We start from the raw sequence: 21,413 nt of genomic DNA, 5'->3' as shown, positions 1-21,413 counted from the left end.
GAATTGGCCCGCGGCCGGGATGTGGGTTATGGTTTTCGAGCAGTGAGCGCGATTGGCGCAGTGGTAGCGCGCTTCGTTCACACCGAAGAGGTCACTGGTTCGAACCCAGTATCGCGCACGAGCAGTGCACAGAGGGCCCCGGCTGGAATTCCAGCCGGGGCCCTCTGTCGTCGTCGGTGCGCCCTGACGACGCGCGGGCCCGTCCCTCCGGGCGCCGCGGCGCCCGGAGGGGGTGCGGGCGCTCAGACCGCGGAGACGTCCCCGAGGATGCCCTCGCGGGCCAGCGCCGTGAGGCGGGAGACGGCGCGGAAGTACTTCTTCTGGTAGCCGCCGGCCATCATCTCGGCCGTGAAGACCTCGTCGAAGGGCCGGCCGGAGGCGATGATCGGCAGGTTCTTGTCGTAGAGCCGGTCCGCCAGCACCACGAAGCGCAGGGCGACGGCCTGCTGCTCGATGGTGTGCACGTCGCGCCAGACCACGGCGTCGATCCCCTCGAGGAGCTTGCGGTACCGGGAGGGGTGCACGCTCGCGAGGTGCTCCACGAGGTCGGCGAACCGGTCGGCGGCCACGACGCGGCCCGGGAAGTGCTCCTCCACGGCCCGGTCGAGCTCGCCGTCGGACAGCGGCGCCGGGGCCTGCGGCAGGCCCCGGTGGCGGAAGTCCTCGCCGTCGATGCGCAGCACCTCGAACTGGTCGGCCAGCACCTGGATCTCCCGCTGGAAGTCCTGCGCGGCGAAGCGGCCCTCGCCGAGCGATCCGGGCAGGGTGTTGGACGTCGCCGCGATCCGCACGCCGGAGTCGGCGAGCTCGCGCATCAGCCGGGACATGAGGACCGTGTCCCCGGGGTCGTCGAGCTCGAACTCGTCGATGCACACGAGGCTGTAGGCGCTCAGGGCGTCGACGGCCTTGCGGAAGGTCAGGGCCCCCACGAGGTTGGTGTACTCCACGAAGGTGCCGAACGCCTTGGGACCGGGGACCGCGTGCCACAGGGACGCGAGCAGGTGGGTCTTGCCCACCCCGAAGCCGCCGTCGAGGTAGATCCCCGTCCGGACCTCGTCCTTGCGGGGGCCCCCGCCGAAGAGCTTCGTGAAGAACCCGCCGCCGGAGCCGGTCGAGCGGTTGACGGACTCCGCGAACTTCCGCAGTTCCCGCACCGCCTCCGCCTGGGACGGCTGCTGCGGGTCGGGGCGGTAGGTGTCGAACGAGACCTCCCCGAAGCGCTCCGAGGGCCGGAACGCCGACAGCAGTTCGTCGGCCGACACCTGGGGGCGCCGCTCGGTGAGGTGTTCGATCTGGATGCTCACTTGGGAGACCTCTCTGTCCGCCGCGCCCGGCGGTTCGCTGGTTCGGCGCGCCGAGCGGCGCACGCGCGTGCTCCGGCGATTTTACCGGCTCCCCGTCGCCCGGGACGCGCCCGCCGCGTCATCAGGGCGGCGGCACCGCCGCGACGGGGTCGCGGCAGGGCCGGGCCGGGGCCCCGGCGGCTCCCCGGCGGGGGCGGTCCGCCGCCGGGACCACTACCCTGGAGGGGAAGCCGGTCCGCGAGGACCCGTTCCCCTGATCCCCACCCCGGAAGGAGTCCCCATGGGCGTTGCCGTGGAGAACAACGAAGAATTCGCGCAGTACGCGCACCCCGAACGACTCGTGTCCACCCAGTGGGTCGCCGAGCACCGGGACGACCCCGGGGTCGTCGTGGTCGAGTCGGACGAGGACGTCCTGCTCTACGAGACCGGCCACGTGCCCGGCGCCGTGAAGATCGACTGGCACACCGACCTGAACCGTCCCGACACCCGGGACTACGTCGACGCCGCGGAGTTCGCCGAGCTCATGGCGCGCAAGGGCATCTCCCGCGACACCACGATCGTGGTCTACGGGGACAAGTCCAACTGGTGGGCCGCCTACGCGCTGTGGGTGTTCGAGCTGTTCGGCCACCCGGACGTGCGGCTCATGAACGGCGGGCGGGACAAGTGGGTCGCCGAGGGCCGTGAGCTGTCCACGGAGAAGGTCGTGCCCGAGCGCGCCGACTACCCCGTGGTCGAGCGCGACGACGCCCCGATCCGCGCCTTCCAGGAGGACGTGCTGGCCCACCTGGGCGAGCAGCCGCTGATCGACGTCCGGTCCCTGCCGGAGTACACGGGCGAGCGCACGCACATGCCCGAGTACCCCCAGGAGGGCACGCTGCGCGGCGGGCACATCCCGACCGCGGCGTCCGTGCCGTGGGCGCGGGCCGCCGCCGAGGACGCCACGTTCCGCTCGCGCGAGGAGCTCGAGGCGATCTACCGCGACGAGGTCGGGCTCTCCCCCGACGACGACATCATCGCGTACTGCCGCATCGGCGAGCGCTCCAGCCACACGTGGTTCGTGCTCAAGCACCTGCTGGGCTACGACAGGGTCCGCAACTACGACGGCTCCTGGACCGAGTGGGGCAACTCCGTGCGCGTGCCGATCGTCCGCGGCGAGGAGCCCGGCGAGGTCCCGGGGTCGGCCCGATGAGCGGGGTCCTGCCCGCCCAGCTCGAGGAGCTCGTCGCGGACTTCACCGCCGTGCCGCAGGAGGACAAGCTCGAGCTGCTGCTCGACTTCTCCCGCTCCCTGCCGGCGCTGCCGGACCGCCTGGGCGAGCACCCGGAGGAGCTCGAGCAGGTGGTCGAGTGCCAGTCGCCGCTGTTCCTGACCGTCGAGTGGGAGGAGGGCGCCGTCCCCGGCCCCGGCGCCCCGGTGCGGCTGTTCTTCTCCGCCCCGGCGGAGGCCCCGACCACCCGCGGCTTCGCCTCGATCCTGCACGAGGGCCTCGACGGGCTCCCGGCCCAGCAGGTCCTGGACGTCCCCGACGACCTGCCGGAGCGCTTCGGGCTCACCCAGCTGGTCTCGCCCCTGCGGATGCGCGGGATGTCCGCGATGCTGGCCCGGATCAAGCGGCGCGTCCGCGAGCTCCAGGACGCCTGAGGCCCCGGGGCACCGGCATGGCGAAGGCGTCCCGCGGGGCGGGCCCCACCGCAGCCGTCGCGCTCCTGGCGCGGGAGCGCGTGGCCTTCACCGTGCACGAGTACGCCCACGACCCTGCGGCCGCGTCCTACGGGCTGGAGGCCGCCGCCGCGCTGGGGCGCGACCCGGGCCAGGTGTTCAAGACGCTGCTGGTCGTGCACGAGCGGGACTGGGCGGTCGCGGTGCTGCCCGTCTCCGCGCGGCTGTCCCTGCGCGCGGCCGCGGCCGCCCTGGGCTGGAAGCGGGCCGCCCTGGCCGAGCCCCGGCTCGCGGAGCGGCGCACCGGCTACGTGGTGGGCGGGATCTCGCCCCTCGGGCAGAAGACACCCTCCCCCACCCTGCTCGACGACTCCGCGGAGGCCTGGCCCACGGTCCTCGTCTCCGGCGGGCGGCGCGGGCTCGACGTCGAGCTGCCCCCGGCCGAGCTGCTGCGGCTCACGGACGGGCGCACCGCCGCGCTGCGCTCCTGACCCGCGCCGCGGTCCGGACCGGACCTCAGCTCCGCTGCGCGCGCACGGGCCCGAGGGTCCCGGCGTCCTGGGCCAGCCGGGCGGGCAGCCAGCGCCGCACGGCGTCCTCCCAGCGCTGCGGGTCCACGTTCCACTCCTTGGTGTGCCGGGCGCGGGCGAAGGGCACGAACTCCACGAGCCGGTTGAGCTCCGCGAGCCGGCGGGAGCTGGCGGCCGGGACGAACTCGTCGTCCACGGAGTGCAGCACCAGGGTGGGCGTGCGCAGGTGCTCGGACCGGGAGAGCCAGTCGAGGGCCTGGAGGTCCACCGGAGCGGCGAGACCGGTCAGCATCCGCCCCGCCGGGTGGGAGATCAGGTTCGTGGCCAGCCGGCCGATCCCCGACGGGATCCGGCGGGAGCGGGAGTGGTGGGCGATCAGCTCGAACCAGTCGACCACCGGGCCGGTGAGCACGAGGGCCGCGATGTCGTCCCGGTAGAAGGACAGGTCCGCCGTCTGCAGCGAGATCGCCCCGCCCATGGACCAGCCGAAGAGCACGATCTGGGTGGCGCCGCGGGACTTCGCGTAGCTGATCGCCGTCTGCACGTCCTTCCACTCCGTGAAGCCCAGCCCGTACCGGAAGTCGTGCGTGGGCGGCGCCTCCCGGTCGTTGCGGTAGGAGATCAGCAGGGAGGTCAGCCCGAGCTCCCGCGCCACCGGCACGGCACGGACCGTCTCCATCCGGTTGGCGCCGCGCCCGTGCACCATGATCGCCCACGGACCCGGGAGCACCCGGGGCCGCTCGCCCTCCGGGGTCGGCCCGCCCTCCGCGGGGACCACCCAGCAGGGCGCCGGCCCGACCTCGATCGGGATCTCCACCTCCTCGAACGGCAGGCCCGCCGCCCCGGGGTCCGGATAGACGGTTCCGGACCAGAAGCCGCGGGTCGCCCGGGAGAGGTCCCCCGAGTAGACCTCCTCGACCACCCGGGTCACGGTGCCCTCCCGGGGGGAGTAGGAGCGGATGGCGCCGATCCGGGCGTGACCGCGGCCCGCGTCGAAGCGCAGGCTGTAGGTCCCCGCCACGGTCGTGTCCACCGTGGCGGGCAGCCGCACGAGCGTCGTCGCGGACGGGTCGCCGTCCTCGCCGGTGCGGGTGACGCCGAGGATCTGCAGGTCCTCGGAGCGGTACTTCGGCGGGACCACCACCTGCCGCGCGAAGTAGGCGGCCGCCGCGCTCGAGAGCCCGAAGGACAGGGACGCCGCCCCCACCGTGACGGCCGCGCCCACCACGGCGCCGCGCGCCCACTGCGTCGCGGACTGGGGCTCGGGGGCGGCGGGGACCGGCAGGGGGCGACGGGGCATGCCCCCCAGTCTTCCACGCAGCCCGGGCATAACCGGGAGGGACGCGTCGTTGTGCTGGCCGGGCGGTCCGCGCCCCGCAGGCCCCGCGCCGCCCCGTGCGGACCGCCGGGCGGGCCCCGTGCGGGGACCGCCGCCCGGAGCACCGACCACATCCCGGAGGACCACACCATGAGCGAGACCACCAGGCACGGCGACCGCCCCGACGCCACCGGACGGACCGAGGAGGACTGGCGCTCCATCCTGTCCCCGGAGGAGTACCACGTGCTGCGCGAGGCGGGCACGGAGCGGCCCTTCACCGGCGAGTACTGGGAGACGAAGGCCGAGGGCGTCTACGAGTGCCGCGCGTGCGGGGCGGAGCTCTTCCGCTCCGACACCAAGTTCGACGCGCACTGCGGCTGGCCCTCCTTCTACGCGCCGCTGGCCGAGGACCGGGTCCGCTACATCAAGGACACCGCCCTGGGCATGGAGCGGGTGGAGGTACGGTGCGCCGCCTGCGACTCGCACATGGGCCACGTCTTCGGCGGCGAGGGCTTCCCGACCCCCACGGACCTCCGGTACTGCATCAACTCCGTCTCCGTCCGCCTCGTGCCCGCCGGCTCCTGAGCGGTCCCGCCCGGACGGGACCGGGGTGACCGGGACCACGCCGATCGCGCGCTCGCGGCGTGGCACGACGGGCCGGGACGCCCCGACGGCCTACCCTTCCAGTGTGAGCGCGGTGAACGGCCTGACCGAGGTGTACCAGGACTTCCAGGACGCCCTCGAGCAGCTGCGCCGCACCGGCCACCGGGAGGGCGTCGAGCTCACGGCGATCCCGGCCCCGACGCACCTCGCGCCGTTCGCGGCCGCGGTGCGCGCCGAGGTGCGGCGACCGCCCGCACCGTCCCGCGCCCCGGCCCTCACGGCCGGTCCGGCAGCGGCGCAGGACGCCGGCGCGGCCGCCGTCCCGGACCGGGCGCCCGGCGCCCCGGAGGACGAGCTCGCCACGGGACGCTTCGTGCTCCTGCACGACCCGTCCGAGCCGACGGCGTGGGGCGGACCGTTCCGCATCGTCACCTGGGCCCGCGCGGCCGCGAGCCGCGAGATCGGCTGCGACGACACGGCGGGCGCGAACGCGTGGACCTGGCTCCTCGAGGCCCTGGAACGCCACCGGGCCGGATATTCTCGGGAGGGCGGCACCGCGTCCCGGGTCCTCGCCGAGGGCTTCGGTCTGCTCGGCGACCAGGAGGAGGGGGCCGACGTCGAGCTGCGGGCCTCCTGGACGCCCGACGGTTCCGACGTGGCACCGCACCTGGCGGCCTGGGCCGACACGGTCTGCACCTTCGCGGGCCTGCCGCCGTACCCCCGGGGCGTGACCGTGCTGCACCCGCGCCGCTGACCACCGAACCGACCGCGCCCCGCCGGGGCCGACACAGAATCGAAGACGCTCCTTGACCAGCCCAGCCGACCGCCGATCCGCGCCCGACGAGCCCTCGACCCCCGTGGTCGCCGGCTTCGAGGACTTCGAGATCCCCGACAGCGTCCACCTCGCGGCGCCGTTCGACGGGATCCCTCCCATCATCGACACCGTGGCAGGACTGGAGCGGGCCGCCGCCGCCGTCGCCGCGGGCTCCGGCCCGGCGGCGATCGACACCGAGCGGGCGTCGGGCTTCCGCTACGGGCAGCGCGCCTTCCTCGTGCAGCTGCGGCGCGAGGGCGTGGGCACCGTGCTGATCGACCCGGAGGCCACCGGTTCGCTGGCCGTGCTGGGCGAGGCGCTCTCCGGCGTCGAGTGGGTGCTGCACGCTGCCACCCAGGACCTGCCCTCCCTGCGCGCCCTCGGCATGGAGCCGGACCGGCTCTTCGACACCGAGCTGGGCGGGCGCATCGCCGGGCTCCGGCGCGTGGGCCTGGCCGCGGAGACGGAGGAGCTGCTGGGCTACACGCTGGCCAAGGAGCACTCCGCCGTGGACTGGTCGAAGCGGCCCCTGCCGAGGGACTGGCTGAACTACGCCGCGCTCGACGTGGAGATGCTCATCCAGCTGCGCTGGGCCATGGAGGAGCTGCTGCGGGAGAAGGGCAAGCTGGACTGGGCGCTCCAGGAGTTCGAGGCCGTGCGCACCGCCGAGCCCGCTCCCCCGCGCCAGGACCCGTGGCGCCGGACGTCGGGGATCAACAAGGTGAAGGGCCGGCGCCAGCTCACCGCGCTGCGCGGGCTGTGGGAGGAGCGGGAGCGGCTCGCCCAGCACAAGGACGTCGCCCCCGGCCGGCTGCTGCCCGACGCCGCCCTGGTCGCCGCCGCGGCCGCCATGCCGCGCACCGTGCCGCAGCTCCTCGACACCCCCGGCTTCCACGGCCGGCTCGCGGCGCGGGAGGCGCCCCGGTGGCTGCGGGCGATCGCCGAGGCCCGCACGGCCACGGAGCTCGTCCCCTTCACCGTGAAGTCCGACGCCCTGCCGCCCGTGAAGGCGTGGGAGGTCAAGCGCCCCGAGGCCGCAGCACGGCTGCGGGTCCTGAAGCCGCTCGTGGCCGAGCTCGCCGAGGCGCACGAGCTGCCGACCGAGAACCTGCTCACCCCCGAGCACCTGCGGCGCTTCTGCTGGCAGCCGCCGAAGAGCACCACCGACCAGGCGGTGGCGGACCGCCTGCGGGACCTCGGGGCGCGCCGGTGGCAGGTCGAGCTGACGGCCCCGGTCCTCGGCCCGGCCTGGCGGGAGCTGCGGGCCCGCAAGCGCGCGGCGCGCCAGGTGGAGCGCGACCAGCCGCCGGCCGGGGACGAGGACGAGCCCGCAGCGTGAGCCGCTCCCTCCGGGGACGGAGGAAGGGCCCCGGCCGACGGCCGGGGCCCTTCCTCCTGTGCGGGCCGGGCTCCGCTCGCCCCGCGGCCCGCGCCCTGCGGCAGCGGTGCTGCGGGCGGGCGCCGGCGGGTCAGTGCTGCGTGTCGCCGGGGGCCGGGTGCGGCTCGGCCGGGTCCAGGGGGCTCTCCGGGGTCACCGGCTTCGCGTCCTGCAGGTCGGCGTAACCGGTGGTCGAGGTCCCGGCGGTCGAAGCCCCCGTGGCGGCGGCACCGCTGGAGGATCCCGTGCCGGCCGAGGACCCGGAGACCTTCTCCTTGACGGACGAGGAGGCGTCGGCGGCCTTGGTGCCCACGGTGTCCGCCGCCTTCTTGGCGCTGTCGGCCAGCTTCCCGCCGACCACGGGCACCTCGGACTTCACCCAGTCGGTGCCCTCGGAGACCTTCTCCTGGACCTTGGGGTCGTGCCACGTCTTCACGGCGTTCTGCTTGAGGGCCTCGTAGCTCTTGCGGCCCGAGGCCGAGCCGACCACGAAGCCGACCCCGAATCCGGTGACGAAGATGAGTCGCTTGATCATGGTGCTGTCCTTCCGTCCGTCCCGGCGCGGCGGCCGGGCCCGAGGACGAGCCGGTCGTGCACGGACCGTCCCGCTGACTGATGTCTTCATCATCCTACTGATGAACCGGCGCGGCGGACACCGGCCCCGTGCGGCTCCGCTCACAGCGATCACCGCACGGGGCGCCCTCGGGCAGGCAGCACCCGGGGGTGGGGCCCGGCGCCTAGACTGACGGCGGACCCGCACCCCGCCGTCGAGAGGACCCCGATGCCCGAGCGCCCGACCACCCCGTCCGCCCCGTCCCGGCGCACGGTCCTCGGCCTGGCCGGGGCCGGCTCGACCGCGGCGCTCACCGCGTGCGCCGCCGACGCCCCGCCGTCGACGGGCGGCGGCCCCGCCCCCGCAGCGTCCGGCCCCGTGGACGCGGGCGCCCTCGAGGACCTGCCGGTGGGCTCAGCGGTGAAGTTCGACCGGGACGACGTACAGGCCGTCGTGAGCCGCCCGGACCCGGACACGGTCGTCGCGTTCTCTCCCGTGTGCCCGCACCAGGGGTGCATGGTGGCCCCGCAGGAGGAGCTCTACGTCTGCCCGTGCCACTCCTCGCAGTTCGACCTCACGACCGGCGAGGTCCTGGCCGGACCCGCCGAGTCCGGGCTGGAGCCGTACCCCGCGAGCGTGGCGGACGGGCGGATCCTGCTCGGCTGAGCGGGGCTCAGCCCCGGTGCGACCGCGGCAGCGACGCCCCGCGGGCGTCCTCGGCCGTGTCGGGCACGGCACCCTGGCCCGCGGCCGCGCCCTGCACCGGGCGCGCGTAGGGCACCCGGGTGCCGAGCACGGAGGCCAGCGTGTCCTGGGCGACGCGCTGGGCGGTCAGGCCGACCCGCGCGAGGACCTGGGAGCGGGAGCCGTGCAGGAGGAACTCCGTGGGCAGCCCCACCTCGTTGAGGGCGGTGTCGACGCCCGCCGCCCGCATCTCCTGGCGGATCCGGGAGCCGATCCCGCCGGCGCGCACGCCGTCCTCGACGACCACCACGATCCGGTGCTGGGCGGCGAGCTCGATGACCGAGGCCGGCACGGGCAGCACCCAGCGGGGGTCGACCACGGTGGAGGTGACGCCGTGGGCCTCGAGCCGGTCGGCCACGTCCAGCGCCAGAGCGCTCATGGCGCCGACGGACACGAGCAGGACGTCCCGGCGGGCGCCCTCGGTCCCGCTCTCGCCGCCGCGGCGCGCGAGCACGTCCACCCCGTCCGCCAGCCGCTCGACGGCCGGGACGGGGGCGCCCACGGCGCCCTTGGGGTACCGGATGACGGTGGGGGCGTCGTCGACGGCCACCGCCTCGCGCAGCTCCTCGGTCAGGGTGGGCTCGTCGCGCGGTGCGGCCAGGTGCAGCCCGGGCACGATCTGGAGCAGCGCGAGGTCCCACATGCCGTGGTGGCTGGGGCCGTCCGGGCCGGTGACCCCGGCCCGGTCGAGGACGACCGTGACGCCGGCCCGGTGCAGCGCCACGTCCATGAGGAGCTGGTCGAAGCCGCGGTTGAGGAACGTCGCGTAGAGGGCCACCACGGGGTGGAGGCCGCCGTAGGCCATGCCGGCGGCCATGGCGATGGCGTGCTGCTCGGCGATGCCCACGTCCACGACCCGGTCGGGGTGGGCGGCCTGCATCTTCTGCAGCCCCACGGGGATGAGCATGGCGCCGGTGATGCCGACGACGTCCTCGCGCTCGTCGGCGATCCGGGCGATCTCGTCGCGGAACACGGCCGTCCAGCTGCGCTCGGAGCTCGTGGCCGTGGAGCGGCCGGTGACGGGGTCGATGACGCCCACGGCGTGGAACTGGTCGTCCACGTTCGCGGTGGCGGGCCCGTAGCCGTGGCCCTTCTCGGTGATCGCGTGCACGATGACCGGTCCGCCGTAGTTCTTGGCGTTGCCCAGGGCCTGCTCGACGGCCTCGAGGTCGTGCCCGTCGACGGGGCCGACGTACTTCATGCCGAGGTCCTCGAAGATGCCCTGGGGCACCACGACGTCCTTGATGCCCTGCTTCATCCCGTGCAGACCGCGGTAGAACATCTCCCCGACGGGGCCGGAGTGCTTCAGCAGGTCCTTCACGGTCTCGAGGGTCTGCTCGTAGCGGCGGTCGGTGCGCACGGCGTCCACGCCCTGCTGCACGCTGGCCTGGAGCTCCGCGAGGTGGTTGGCGAAGCCGCCGACGGTCGGGGCGTAGGAGCGGCCGTTGTCGTTGACCACGATGACGACCTTGCGGTCGCGGTCGGAGGCGATGTTGTTGACGGCCTCCCAGGCCATCCCGCCGGTGAGCGCCCCGTCCCCCACCAGCACCACCGTGTGCCGGTCGTGCTGACCGGTCATCGCGTAGCCGCGCGAGATGCCGTCGGCCCAGGACAGGGAGGAGGACGCGTGGGAGGACTCGACGATGTCGTGCTCCGACTCGCGCCGGTCCGGGTAGCCGGCGAGACCGCCCTCCTGGCGCAGGGTCTCGAAGTTCTTGCGGCCGGTGAGCAGCTTGTGCACGTAGGACTGGTGCCCGGTGTCGAAGACGACGGAGTCCTTGGGCGAGTCGAAGACCCGGTGCACCGCGAGGGTCAGCTCGACGACGCCCAGGTTGGGTCCCAGGTGGCCGCCCGTCGCGGAGACGTGGGTGACGAGGAACTCGCGGATCTCCTCGGCCAGCCGGCCCAGCTCCGCGCGGCTCAGTCCCGCGAGGTCCTCGGGCCCGGACACCCGCTCCAGCACGCTCATGGTTTCTCCCGCAGTCCTCGGCGTCGTGGTCGCTCGCGCCGTCGGTCCCGGGGGGCCGGGGCGGCGCGCTCCCCCGATCCTACTCGTTCGCCCCGACAGGGCCGACGACGCGCAGGGGCCCGGTCCGTTCCCGGACCGGGCCCCTGCGTGCTGCGAACGCCCTGGGATCAGGACTTCGCGATGTTCCTGAGCACGTACTGCAGGATGCCGCCGTTGCGGTAGTAGTCCGCCTCGCCCGGCGTGTCGATGCGCAGGACCGCGTCGAACTCGACGGTGGAGCCGTCCTCCTTCGTGGCGGTGACCTTGAGCGTCTTCGGGGTGGTGCCCTCGTTGAGCCCGGTCACGCCCTGGATGTCGAAGGTCTCCGTGCCCTCCAGGCCGAGGGAGTCCGCGGACTCCCCGGCCGGGTACTGCAGCGGGAGCACGCCCATGCCGATGAGGTTCGAGCGGTGGATGCGCTCGTAGCTCTCGGCGATGACGGCCTTGACGCCCAGCAGGGAGGTGCCCTTCGCGGCCCAGTCGCGGGAGGACCCGGAGCCGTACTCCTTGCCGCCCAGCACGACCAGCGGGACGCCGGCCTCCTGGTAGTTGATCGAGGCGTCGTAGACGGCGGCCTGCGGGCCGCCCTCCTGCGTGAAGTCGCGGGTGTAGCCGCCCTCCACGCCGTCCAGGAGCTGGTTCTTGATCCGGATGTTGGCGAAGGTGCCGCGGATCATGACCTCGTGGTTGCCGCGGCGGGAGCCGTACGAGTTGAAGTCCTTGCGCTGGACCCCGTTCTCGATGAGGTACTTGCCGGCCGGGGTGTCGGACTTGAACGAGCCCGCCGGGGAGATGTGGTCGGTCGTGACCGAGTCGCCCAGCTTCAGCAGCACGCGGGCGCCCGTGATGTCCTCGACCGGGGTCGTCTCCATCGTCATGCCCTCGAAGTACGGGGGCTTGCGGACGTAGGTGGACTCGGGGTTCCACTCGAACGTCTTTCCGGTGGGGGTGTCCAGGTTCTGCCAGCGCTCGTCGCCGTCGAAGATGGTGCCGTACTCGCGGGTGAACATCTCCGTGTCGATGGACGCGTCGATGATCTTCTGCACCTCGGCCGGGTCCGGCCAGATGTCCTTGAGGTACACCTCGTTGCCGTCGGCGTCCTGGCCCAGGGACTCGCTCTCGAAGTCGAAGTCCATGTTGCCGGCCAGGGCGTAGGCGATGACCAGCGGCGGGGACGCCAGGTAGTTCATCTTCACGTCCGGGTTGATGCGGCCCTCGAAGTTGCGGTTGCCGGAGAGCACCGAGGTCACGGCCAGGTCGTTGTCCTGAATGGCCTGGGAGATCTCGTCCTCGAGGGGACCGGAGTTGCCGATGCAGGTGGTGCAGCCGTAGCCCACGATGAAGAAGCCGAGCTCCTCGAGCGCCGGCACCAGACCGGACTTCTCGTAGTAGTCGGTGACGACCTTCGAGCCCGGGGCGATCGAGGTCTTGACCCAGGGCTTGGCCTTGAGCCCCTTCTCGACGGCGTTGCGCGCCAGCACCGCGGCGGCCATCATGACCGACGGGTTCGAGGTGTTGGTGCACGAGGTGATCGACGCGATCGAGACCGCGCCGTGGTCGAGCTCGAACTCGCGGCCGTCGGGCATGGTCACGGGGACCTGCTTGCTCGGGCGGCCGTCCTCGGCGAAGGCGTGGTGCTCGCGCGGGCGGTCCGCCTCCGACTGGTGGTCGTCCGCAGTGTAGCCGGGGGCGTCCGAGGCCGGGAAGGACTGCGCCGCGACGTCGTCCACGGTGTCGCCGGAGGCGTTGTCGTCGACGTGCGTGGCGTAGTTCTTGATGTCCTCGTGGAACTGCGCCTTCGCGTCGGTGAGCGAGATGCGGTCCTGCGGCCGCTTCGGCCCGGAGATCGAGGGGACCACGGTGGAGAGGTCCAGCTCGAGGTACTCCGAGAAGGTGATCTCCTCGGACGGGTCGTGCCACATGCCCTGTTCCTTGACGTACGCCTCGACGAGGTCGATCTGCTCGTCGGAGCGGCCGGTCAGGCGCAGGTACTCGAGGGTGACGTCGTCGATCGGGAAGATCGCGGCGGTGGAGCCGAACTCGGGGCTCATGTTGCCGATGGTGGCGCGGTTGGCCAGGGGCACGGCGCCGACGCCCTCGCCGTAGAACTCGACGAACTTGCCGACCACGCCGTGCTCGCGGAGCATCTCCGTGATGGTCAGCACCACGTCGGTGGCGGTGGCCCCGGACGGGATCTGGCCGGTCAGCTTGAAGCCGACCACGCGCGGGATGAGCATGGAGATGGGCTGGCCGAGCATCGCGGCCTCGGCCTCGATGCCGCCCACGCCCCAGCCGAGCACGCCCAGGCCGTTCTCCATGGTGGTGTGCGAGTCGGTGCCCACGCAGGTGTCCGGGTAGGCGCGCAGCACGCCGTCGACCTCGCGGGTCATCACGACGCGCGCCAGGTTCTCGATGTTGACCTGGTGGACGATGCCCATGCCCGGGGGGACGACCTTGAAGTCGTCGAACGCCGTCTGGCCCCAGCGCAGGAACTGGTAGCGCTCCCCGTTGCGCTGGTACTCGATGTCCATGTTGATCCCGATCGAGTCCGAGGTCCCGAAGGAGTCGATCTGCACGGAGTGGTCGATCACGAGCTCGGCCGGGGCGAGCGGGTTCACGCGGGCGGGGTCGCCGCCGAGGTCCGCGATGGCCTCGCGCATCGTCGCGAGGTCCACGATGCAGGGCACGCCCGTGAAGTCCTGCATGATCACGCGACCCGGGGTGAACTGGATCTCGATGCTGGGCTCGGCCGTGGGGTCCCAGTTGGCCAGGGCCTCGATGTGCTCGGAGGTGATGTTGGCGCCGTCCTCGGTGCGCAACAGGTTCTCGAGCAGAACCTTCAGGCTGTACGGGAGCTTCTGCGCACCCTCCAGCGTGTTCAGTCGGAAAATCTCGTATTCGGTGCCTTTGACGTCGAGTACGCCCTTGGCCCCGAAGCTGTCCACTGTGCTCATATGCGTGGAACTCCTCTCGCCACCGTCTTGGAAACGCCCGCGGGAGGACACCGGCGAAGGGCCGGAGGTTCTCCCGTGAACAGTCATCCGCCAGTGTAGCCCGTGTGAGCCCGATGACTCCGAACGACTCCCGGCGGTCGCCGTCACGCAGCGGGCGGCGGCGTCCGTCAGGGCTCCAGGACCGCCAGCGTCTCGACGTGATGGGTGTTCGGGTACATGTCGAAGGCGCGCACCGACCGCACGTGCCACCCGGCGCGGCGGAACCGGCCCAGGTCCCGCGCCAGCGTGGCCGGGTCGCACGCGAGGTAGACGATCCGGCGCGGGGCCAGCGCCACGAGCTGGTCCACGACGGTCCGCCCGGCGCCCGCCCGGGGCGGGTCCAGGACCACGACGTCGGGGCGGGCCGCGCCGCTCCGGGCCGGGCGGCCGCCCCGCGCCGGCCGGCGGCCACGGGCCGGCGCCGCCTGCGGCCAGGTCCGGGCGAGCACCTTGTCGACGCTCCCGCGCTCGACACGGACCCCCGGCCGGCCGGCGAAGGCGCGGCGGGCGTCGGCGCTGGTGACCGGCGAGCCCTCGACGGCCAGGACCGTGCCCGTCTCCCCCACGGCGTCCGCGAGCGCGGCCGTGAACAGTCCGGCGCCGGCGTAGAGGTCGAGGGCGTGCTCCCCGGGGCGCGCCGCGGCGGCCGCGGGCACCTCCCGGTGCAGCAGGGCGGGGGCCGCGCGGTGGATCTGCCAGAACCCCTCGGCGGAGACCTCCCACCGGTGCGGGCCCACGTGCTCGGCGACCGACGGCCGGCCCGCCCACGTCTCGGGCTCGCGCTGCCCCTCGGCGCGGGCGGTGACGGAGACGTCCTGGTCCGCGGTGAGCCGTGCCAGCTCGCGGCGCAGCCGGTGCGGGTCGGCCCCGGCGGCCAGGCTCAGGTGCACCAGCGGCGTCCCGCCGTCGGCGGGGGCCGCGACGTCGACCCGTTCCGCCCCGCGCAGGTCGAGCCGCCCGAGCCGCAGGGCGTCGATGGCGGGGACCACGAGCGGGAAGCCGTCCACCGGGACGACGGCCGCGCTGCGGTGGGGGTGCATCCCGATCCGCCCCGCGGGATCGACCGCGAAGTGCGCCCGGGTCCGCCAGCCGCGGCCCTGCGGGTCCTCCCCCGGCACGGCCTCGACGACGAGCTCGGTCTCGAGCCCGGCCAGTCGGGTGAGCTGCTCGGTCACCACCGCGGCCTTGAGGGCGCGCTGGGCCTCCAGCTCGGCGTGGCCGAACTCCGCGCCGCCGACGGGCGGCTCGCCGCGCCGCCAGGTCAGCAGGGGGTCGGCCGGGGCCCACACGTGCTCGGTCCGCCGGTGGGGGTCCGCCTCGAGGACGGCCACGACGTCGCCGCGCCAGAACCGGGCCTCGGGGCCGCTGTCGGTGAGGCGGACGCGGACGAGCTCGCCGGGCAGGCCGTGGCGGACGAACACCACGCGGCCCTCGCCGGTGCGGGCCACGGTGTGGCCGCCGTGGGCGACGAGGCCCAGGCGCAGCTCGAGCTCGACGGGGGCGGCGGGCTCGGCGGGGGCCGGGGGGTGGGACGGGGTCACGGGCGGGACGCTCTCTGCTCGGGGGCGGACTCGGGGCCCGTGTCCTGGCCGGAGGCGGAGGACAGGTGCCAGGGCACGGAGGCCGTCATGACCCCGCGCTCCTGGTGCAGGCGGGCCCGCAGCGGCCGGATGGCCTGGTTGTGCAGCAGCCGCTCCCACCGGTGCCGCACGACGTACTCGGGCAGGTACACCACGACCAGGTCCCGGGGCGACTTGCGGCGCACCCCGCGCACGTGGTCGAGGACCGGGCCGATGGTGTCCCGGTAGGGCGCGTGGAGCACGGTGACGGGCACCGGGATCTCGAGGCGGCGCCACTCGTCGAGGATCCGGCGGGTGGCGGCGGCGTTCGTGTCCACGACGACGGCCTCGAGGGTCGAGGGCCGGGACGCCCGGGCGTAGGCCAGGGCGCGCATGAGGGGCTTGCGGACGGAGGAGACGTAGATGATGGCGTGCACCCGCGAGGGCAGGGCCCGGACCGGGGAGTCGGGCTGCAGCGCGAGCTCGGCGTCCACGGCGTCGTAGTGCCGCCGGACCCCCGCCATGACCGCGCTGAGGACCACGATGGCCACGATGGTGATCCACGCGCCCTGGGTGAGCTTGGTGACGAGGACGACGACGAGCACCGCCGCGCACAGCACGAAGGCGACCAGGGCCACGGCCCGGCGCACGAACAGCTCGCGGCGGACCCCGGGGTGCGGGCGCATCCGCCGGACGCGCGCCCAGTGCCGGACCATGCCGGCCTGCGTGAGCGTGAAGGAGACGAACACGCCCACGATGTAGAGCTGGATGAGGCTGTTGACGTTGGCCCCGAACGCCACGGTGAGCACCACGGCGACGAGCAGCAGCAGCAGGATGCCGTTGGTGAACGCGAAGCGGTCCCCGCGCGCCTGCAGCTGCCGGGGCAGGAAGGCGTCCCGCGCCAGCCGGGACGCCAGCGTGGGGAAGCCGGAGAAGGCGGTGTTCGCGGCGAGGATCAGCACGCCCACCGTCGCGGCCACGAGCACGAAGAACCACAGGGAGTCGGTGCCGAAGACGGTCTTCGCGAGCTGGCCCAGCACGGGGTCCTGGAAGAAGTCGGGGCCGGGGAGCCGGCCGTCGACGAGCAGCTGCTCCTCCGGGTCGCCGACGACCACGACGTCCGTGCGGTCCGCGAGGTACAGTACCCCGGCCAGCAGGGCCGCCGAGATCGCCCCGAGCACGCCCAGGGTGGCCGCGGCGTTGGCGGCGCGGGGCTTGCGGAAGTAGGGCACCGAGTTGGTGATGGTCTCCACGCCGGTCAGCGCCACGGCCCCGGAGGAGAAGGCCCGCAGCACCAGCAGGGCCCCCGCGAGACCGGCCAGCCCCGCGTCGAAGCCGGCGGCCGGCAGGACCTCCCGGCCGGCGCTGGGGGCGTCCCCCAGGGAGCCGGTGAGGTCCTGGCCCAGGCCCACGAGCAGCAGCGCGGTCAGGACCGCGAGGAAGAAGTAGGTGGGCACGGCCGCGGCCCGGCCCATGAACTTCAGCCCGCGCAGGTTGAGCAGCCCCACGAAGAGGATCCCGGCCACGGCCAGCTCCACCCGCCGCCCGGCGAGCGCGGGCAGCGCCGCGGTGACGTACTGGGCGGCGGTGGCCATGGACACCGCCACGACGAGGGCGTAGTCGGCCATCAGGGCCGCGCCCACGCCCACCCCCGCGGTGCGGCCGAGGTTCTTGGAGACGATCTCGTAGTCGCCGCCGCCGGAGGGGTAGGCGCGCACGTTCTGCCGGTAGGCGGTGATCACCACGGTGAGCACCACGAGCACGGCCAGGCCCACCCACGGGGAGACCGCCACGGCGGTGGTCCCCGCGAGCGCGAGGGTGAGGATGATCTCGTCGGGGGCGTAGGCCACCGAGGAGAGGGCGTCCGCCGAGAACACCGGCAGCGCCGTGCGCTTGGGCAGCACGGCGTCGCTGAACCGCTCGTTGTGGATGGGCTTGCCGACGAGGGCTCGCCTCAGCGCCCGGGGAATGCTCTGCACGGCTCCCCACGGTAGTCCGTCCCGCACCGATTGTCCGCCGCGCCCCGTGCGGGCCGCGCCCCCCGGGGTGACCTAGGCTGAGAGGCATGGCGCATTTCGTGATCATGGGAGTGGGGCGCGTCGGCGTGATGGTCGCCCACACCCTCGAGGACTCCGGGCACACCGTGGCGGTGATCGACCAGGACGACCGCGCCTTCCGGCGGCTGCGCAAGTCCTTCGAGGGCAAGAAGGTCACCGGCCTCGGCTTCGACCAGGAGGTGCTGCGCCGGGCCGGGATCGAGGAGGCCTACGCCTTCGCGGCCGTCTCGAGCGGGGACAACTCCAACATCATCGCGGCGCGCGTGGCGCGCGAGACGTTCAAGGTCCGCCACGTGGTGGCCCGCATCTACGACCCCTCCCGGGCCGAGTTCTACCAGCGGCTGGGGATCCCCACCGTCGCCGCCGTGCGCTGGAGCGCCGACCAGGCGCTGCGCCGGATCCTGCCCGAGCAGACGATCACGGCCGACTTCCGCGAGGCCTCGGGACGTCTGCAGCTGGGCGAGCTGTCCCTGGACGACTCGTGGTCCGGGCTGCACCTGGACGCGATCCAGGAGGCCACGGGGGTGCGGATCGCGTTCGTGACGCGCTTCGGGGAGGGCGTGCTGCCGGGTCCCGACATGAGCTACCAGCAGGGGGACGTGGTGCACGCCATGATGCGCACCGACGACGTCGAGGCCGTGTCCCGCGTCCTGTCCCGCCCGCCCGGCCCGGACGTGCTCGACTTCGCCAACTCCCTGCGCCGGGAGTCCGACGACGCGCCCGGCTCCGACGACACCTCCCGGGGAGGATCCTGATGCGCGTGGTCATCGTGGGCGCGGGCGCCGTGGGCGCCTCGATCGCCCGGGAGCTGCTGTCCCACCAGCACGAGGTGGTGATCTTCGACGAGAAGCCCGAGGTCATCGGCCGCTCGGACCTGCGCGGGGCCCAGTGGATCATCGGTGACGCCTGCGAGCTCTCCACGCTGCGGGAGGGCGGGCTGGAGGAGACCGACGTCGTCGTCGCCGCCACGGGCGACGACAAGGCGAACCTGGTGGTCTCCCTCCTGGCGCGCAGCGAGTTCGGCGTGCCCCGCACGGTGGGCCGGGTCAACAACCCGAAGAACGAGTGGCTCTTCGACGACGCGTGGGGGGTGGACGTGGCCGTGTCCACGCCGCGGCTGATGACCGCGCTCGTGGAGGAGGCGGTCGAGGTGGGCGACGTGGTGCGCCTGCTGACCCTGCAGACGGGCGGGGCGACCCTCTCCGCCTACACGGTGCCGCACGAGCACCCCATCATCGCCACGATGGTCTCCCAGGTGCCGTGGCCGCCGGACGTGACCCTCGTGGCCATCCTGCGCGACGGGGTGCCCATCACCCCCTCGGGGGACGACGTGGTGGAGGGCGCCGACCAGCTGTTCTTCGTCTCCACCACGGAGGGCGAGGCGCAGCTGCGCGCGATGTTCACGACGGCCGGCCGGCACGAGCCGCACCGGAGCTGAGCGCGGGCCGGGGCCTCAGGGGGTGTCCTGCTCCTGGGCGGCGATCTGCTCCGGGGGCCGGGAGACGAGCCAGGCGAGCCACAGGGTCAGCGCGTACAGCGGCACGCCCATGACCAGCCGCGCCACGCCCAGGCCGGTGAGGTTCTCCGCGAAGTACAGGGGCACCTGCACGAGCAGGCGGGCCGCGAACATCGCCATCAGCATGACCGTGGCCACCTGGTAGGCGCGACGGCGCACCGGGACGTCGCGCCACTGCGCGCCCTCCCCGCGGATGTAGCCGTAGAAGACGCCGAGCAGCGGCCAGCGCAGGAGCAGGGACGCGCCCAGGCCCGCGAACCAGGCCGCGTTGATCCAGAAGCCGGGGACGTAGTAGTCCAGCGCCTCGCCGGTGGCCCGCGCGAACAGCGCGCAGACGCCCACGCCCACGAACCCGGACACGGCCTGGACCAGGCTCTGGCGCTGGACCAGGCGCAGCACGGTGAACAGGGCGGCCGTGCCCAGGGACGCGGCGAGCGCGACCCCGAGGGTGTTGCCGACGAGCAGCACGGCGAGGAACACGAAGCCCGGCAGGATCGTCTCGGCCAGACCGCGCCAGCCGCCGACGGCGTGCAGCACGTCGAGCTGCCCGTTGTCCTTGCGGCGCATGCCCGAGCGCGCGGCGTAGGCGGCCATCGAGCGCTCCACGTCGTGGCCGCGCCCCGGCCCGTCCGCGGCGCTCCCGGGCTCCTGGGGATCCGTCATCTGCTGACCTGCTTCGCGATGATCTCGTAGCGCGGGTTGAACATCGAGGGGCGCCCGTCCCGGAAGCTCACCACGCCCACGCAGCGCAGCCGCGTCCCCGCGGTGACGCCCGGCACGGTGCGCTGGCCGTGCCACACGAGGCGCAGCGGCCGGGGGGCGGCCACGCTCTCGTCCCCCGGCGCCTGCGGGCAGTCCGGGGCGAGCAGGGCGGTGTAGTTCTGCGCGCCGGTCACCGGGGGCACGGTCACCTCCACCACGAGACCGGTCGCCATCACCCGGCGCCGGCTCCCGGCGGCGGTCGAGGGGTCGAGGTCGCCCGCGCACACGGGCGCCTCGGCGACCACGTCGATGGACCCGGTTCCCGGTGTCGGCCGGAACTCGCCGGTGCCTGTTCTCGTCATGGCTCAGCCGATCTCGGTGATCTCGGGTCCGCGCCGCGGCGGCCGCACGGGCTCCGGCGCCGGCTCCGGCTCCGGCTCCGTGTCCGGGGCGGGGGAACGGACCGCGTCCTCGGGCACGACCAGCGTCAGCAGCTCCCGGGGGGGCATGGGCCGGTCGCCGCGCACCACCACGAGCTCGCGCACGACCTCGTCGAGGGCCGCGGCCGACTCCGCGGTCACCGCGGCGGTGCCCGTGAACACGGCCCGCACGAACCAGCGCGGCCCGTCGACGCCCACGAAGCGGGCGAGGCGGAAGCCGCGGGTCCCGTCGGAGGCGGTGGCGGGGAACCGGGTGACGACCTGTAGCCCGAACGGGCCCTCCTCGACCGTCGGCTCGCCGTTGCTCGAGCGCAGCGACTGCACCAGCTCGCGGCGGACCTCGTCCCACAGCCCCTCGGAGCGGGGCGCGGCGAACGCCTGGACCTGGACCGAGCCGCCGTCGAGGTCGAGGGCGACGGCACGGGGGCGCTGCGTGCGCTCGTCCACCTCGAGCCGCACCCCCAGCCCCGGGCGGGGACGCACGAGCACGGCGCCGAGATCGAGGTAGCCGTCCCGGTCCTCCACCTGGGAGACGTCGAGCGGGCCCTGCGGCTCGCGCCGCCGCGCCGCCGCGGCGTCCTCCGCGCTCGGCGCGGCCTCCGGCTGCTGCGGGGCGGCGTCCTGCGCCGCGGCCTTCTTCTTCTTGCGACCGAACATGGTGTCGTTCTCCTCCGCCGGCACGCGGTGCCGGCTCGTGGCGTGAGCTCGTGGGGGGTCTGCTCGTGGATTCAGGCGGTGCCGCTGGAGCCGAACCCCGTCCCGCCGCGCGCCGAGCCGGGCAGCACGTCGACGAGCTCGAAGACGGCCTGCTCGACGCGCTGGACGACGAGCTGGGCGATGCGGTCGCCGCGGCGGACGGTGAAGGGCTCGGCGCCGTCCGTGTTGAGCAGGGTGACCATGATCTCGCCCCGGTAGCCGGAGTCCACCGTGCCCGGGGCGTTGACCACCGTGATCCCGTGCCGGGCCGCCAGCCCCGAGCGGGGGTGCACGAACCCGGCGTACCCCTCGGGCAGCGCGATCGCCACCCCCGTGGGCACCAGGGCCCGCTGACCGGGGCCGAGGACCACGTCCTCGCGCGAGCGCAGGTCGGCGCCCGCGTCTCCGGGCTTCGCGTACACGGGCAGGGGAAGGTCCGGGTCGAGGGCCTGCAGCGCGATGCTGAGCGGGCGCCCGTTGCCCGACGGCGGCCGGTGGCCTGTCGACTGGTCGTTCACAGTGCCCCACTCTAACGCGCC

20 protein-coding genes and 1 tRNA gene are annotated in these 21,413 nt (G+C 73.9%); 10 read left to right on the top strand and 11 right to left on the bottom strand.

What is annotated here, in order from left to right; translation table 11 throughout:
* The first annotated feature begins 46 nt into the window (after window positions 1–46).
* Window positions 47–118: transfer RNA gene (locus H488_RS31470), tRNA-Val, on the top strand.
* Window positions 119–242: 124 nt separating this feature from the next.
* On the opposite strand, the gene zapE is transcribed toward H488_RS31470, so the two are convergent.
* Window positions 243–1,304, bottom strand: coding sequence for a cell division protein ZapE (gene zapE, locus H488_RS31465; RefSeq protein WP_017834193.1), 1,062 nt, complete (start codon window positions 1,302–1,304; stop codon window positions 243–245).
* Between the two features lie 280 nt (window positions 1,305–1,584).
* On the opposite strand from zapE, the gene H488_RS31460 reads away from it, so the two are divergent.
* From H488_RS31460 to ybaK, 3 genes are read left to right on the top strand one after another with little or no spacing between them, the layout of a single operon-like run.
* On the top strand, window positions 1,585–2,493 hold the full coding sequence (locus H488_RS31460; RefSeq protein WP_017834192.1) for a sulfurtransferase: 909 nt from the start codon (window positions 1,585–1,587) through the stop codon (window positions 2,491–2,493).
* On the top strand, window positions 2,490–2,945 hold the full coding sequence (locus H488_RS31455) for a SufE family protein (protein ID WP_017834191.1): 456 nt from the start codon (window positions 2,490–2,492) through the stop codon (window positions 2,943–2,945). Before H488_RS31460 ends, H488_RS31455 begins: the two co-directional genes overlap by 4 nt.
* A 17-nt stretch (window positions 2,946–2,962) precedes the next feature.
* Window positions 2,963–3,454, top strand: coding sequence for a Cys-tRNA(Pro) deacylase (gene ybaK / locus H488_RS31450; RefSeq protein WP_017834190.1), 492 nt, complete (start codon window positions 2,963–2,965; stop codon window positions 3,452–3,454).
* 25 nt (window positions 3,455–3,479) lie between these two features.
* Here ybaK and H488_RS31445 read toward each other — a convergent pair whose 3' ends face one another.
* A complete protein-coding gene (locus tag H488_RS31445) occupies window positions 3,480–4,793 on the bottom strand; it encodes an alpha/beta hydrolase family protein (protein WP_017834189.1) in 1,314 nt (437 codons plus the stop codon).
* Window positions 4,794–4,961: 168 nt separating this feature from the next.
* On the opposite strand from H488_RS31445, the gene msrB reads away from it, so the two are divergent.
* From msrB to H488_RS31430, 3 genes are all read left to right on the top strand, one after another.
* On the top strand, window positions 4,962–5,396 hold the full coding sequence (gene msrB / locus H488_RS31440; RefSeq protein ID WP_017834188.1) for a peptide-methionine (R)-S-oxide reductase MsrB: 435 nt from the start codon (window positions 4,962–4,964) through the stop codon (window positions 5,394–5,396).
* A gap of 103 nt (window positions 5,397–5,499) precedes the next feature.
* Window positions 5,500–6,168 carry a DUF3000 family protein gene (locus H488_RS31435; RefSeq protein ID WP_017834187.1) on the top strand — a complete coding sequence of 223 codons (669 nt, stop codon included), beginning with the start codon at window positions 5,500–5,502 and terminating at the stop codon, window positions 6,166–6,168.
* 52 nt (window positions 6,169–6,220) lie between these two features.
* Window positions 6,221–7,567 (top strand): HRDC domain-containing protein, encoded by a 1,347-nt coding sequence (locus H488_RS31430; protein WP_373419177.1) that lies wholly within the window; start codon window positions 6,221–6,223, stop codon window positions 7,565–7,567.
* Between the two features lie 130 nt (window positions 7,568–7,697).
* Here H488_RS31430 and H488_RS38030 read toward each other — a convergent pair whose 3' ends face one another.
* Window positions 7,698–8,141 (bottom strand): hypothetical protein, encoded by a 444-nt coding sequence (locus tag H488_RS38030; protein WP_017834185.1) that lies wholly within the window; start codon window positions 8,139–8,141, stop codon window positions 7,698–7,700.
* Between the two features lie 246 nt (window positions 8,142–8,387).
* Here H488_RS38030 and H488_RS31420 point away from each other — a divergent pair, with 246 nt between their 5' ends.
* Window positions 8,388–8,825, top strand: a complete 438-nt coding sequence (locus H488_RS31420; RefSeq protein WP_017834184.1) for a Rieske (2Fe-2S) protein — start codon at window positions 8,388–8,390, stop codon at window positions 8,823–8,825.
* A gap of 7 nt (window positions 8,826–8,832) precedes the next feature.
* Here the strand turns inward: H488_RS31420 and dxs are convergent, their stop codons facing one another.
* The 4 genes from dxs to H488_RS31400 all read right to left on the bottom strand — a co-directional run bounded on the left by dxs (window position 8,833) and on the right by H488_RS31400 (window position 17,442).
* Window positions 8,833–10,872 (bottom strand): 1-deoxy-D-xylulose-5-phosphate synthase, encoded by a 2,040-nt coding sequence (gene dxs, locus H488_RS31415; protein WP_017834183.1) that lies wholly within the window; start codon window positions 10,870–10,872, stop codon window positions 8,833–8,835.
* 167 nt (window positions 10,873–11,039) lie between these two features.
* A complete protein-coding gene (locus tag H488_RS31410) occupies window positions 11,040–13,865 on the bottom strand; it encodes an aconitate hydratase (RefSeq protein ID WP_017834182.1) in 2,826 nt (941 codons plus the stop codon).
* Window positions 13,866–14,032: 167 nt separating this feature from the next.
* Complete coding sequence (locus H488_RS31405) at window positions 14,033–15,445, bottom strand: class I SAM-dependent RNA methyltransferase (protein ID WP_017834181.1); 1,413 nt, start codon at window positions 15,443–15,445, stop codon at window positions 14,033–14,035.
* Window positions 15,442–17,442, bottom strand: coding sequence for an APC family permease (locus tag H488_RS31400; RefSeq protein ID WP_017834180.1), 2,001 nt, complete (start codon window positions 17,440–17,442; stop codon window positions 15,442–15,444). The genes H488_RS31405 and H488_RS31400 overlap by 4 nt, the downstream gene beginning before the upstream one ends.
* A gap of 86 nt (window positions 17,443–17,528) precedes the next feature.
* Between H488_RS31400 and H488_RS31395 the strand changes: the two genes are divergently transcribed.
* The gene (locus H488_RS31395) at window positions 17,529–18,275 is read left to right on the top strand and encodes a potassium channel family protein (RefSeq protein WP_017834179.1); all 747 of its coding nucleotides are present in this window, start codon (window positions 17,529–17,531) and stop codon (window positions 18,273–18,275) included.
* The gene (locus H488_RS31390; RefSeq protein WP_017834178.1) at window positions 18,275–18,958 is read left to right on the top strand and encodes a potassium channel family protein; all 684 of its coding nucleotides are present in this window, start codon (window positions 18,275–18,277) and stop codon (window positions 18,956–18,958) included. Before H488_RS31395 ends, H488_RS31390 begins: the two co-directional genes overlap by 1 nt.
* A gap of 15 nt (window positions 18,959–18,973) precedes the next feature.
* Here H488_RS31390 and H488_RS31385 read toward each other — a convergent pair whose 3' ends face one another.
* From H488_RS31385 to dut, 4 genes are all read right to left on the bottom strand, one after another.
* Complete coding sequence (locus tag H488_RS31385) at window positions 18,974–19,699, bottom strand: DUF3159 domain-containing protein (protein ID WP_017834177.1); 726 nt, start codon at window positions 19,697–19,699, stop codon at window positions 18,974–18,976.
* Entirely contained in the window at window positions 19,696–20,100 is a 405-nt protein-coding gene (locus tag H488_RS31380; protein WP_051063802.1) for an OB-fold nucleic acid binding domain-containing protein, read from the bottom strand. The genes H488_RS31385 and H488_RS31380 overlap by 4 nt, the downstream gene beginning before the upstream one ends.
* 3 nt (window positions 20,101–20,103) lie before the next feature.
* Entirely contained in the window at window positions 20,104–20,835 is a 732-nt protein-coding gene (locus H488_RS31375; protein ID WP_031283353.1) for a DUF3710 domain-containing protein, read from the bottom strand.
* A gap of 71 nt (window positions 20,836–20,906) precedes the next feature.
* Window positions 20,907–21,335 carry a dUTP diphosphatase gene (gene dut / locus H488_RS31370; protein WP_031283352.1) on the bottom strand — a complete coding sequence of 143 codons (429 nt, stop codon included), beginning with the start codon at window positions 21,333–21,335 and terminating at the stop codon, window positions 20,907–20,909.
* Between the last annotated feature and the right edge of the window lie 78 nt (window positions 21,336–21,413).

The sequence above is a fragment of the Kocuria sp. UCD-OTCP genome (genome assembly GCF_000349605.1).
Lineage (GTDB): Bacteria > Actinomycetota > Actinomycetes > Actinomycetales > Micrococcaceae > Kocuria > Kocuria rosea.
This window is presented reverse-complemented; position numbering and strand designations above follow the sequence as displayed.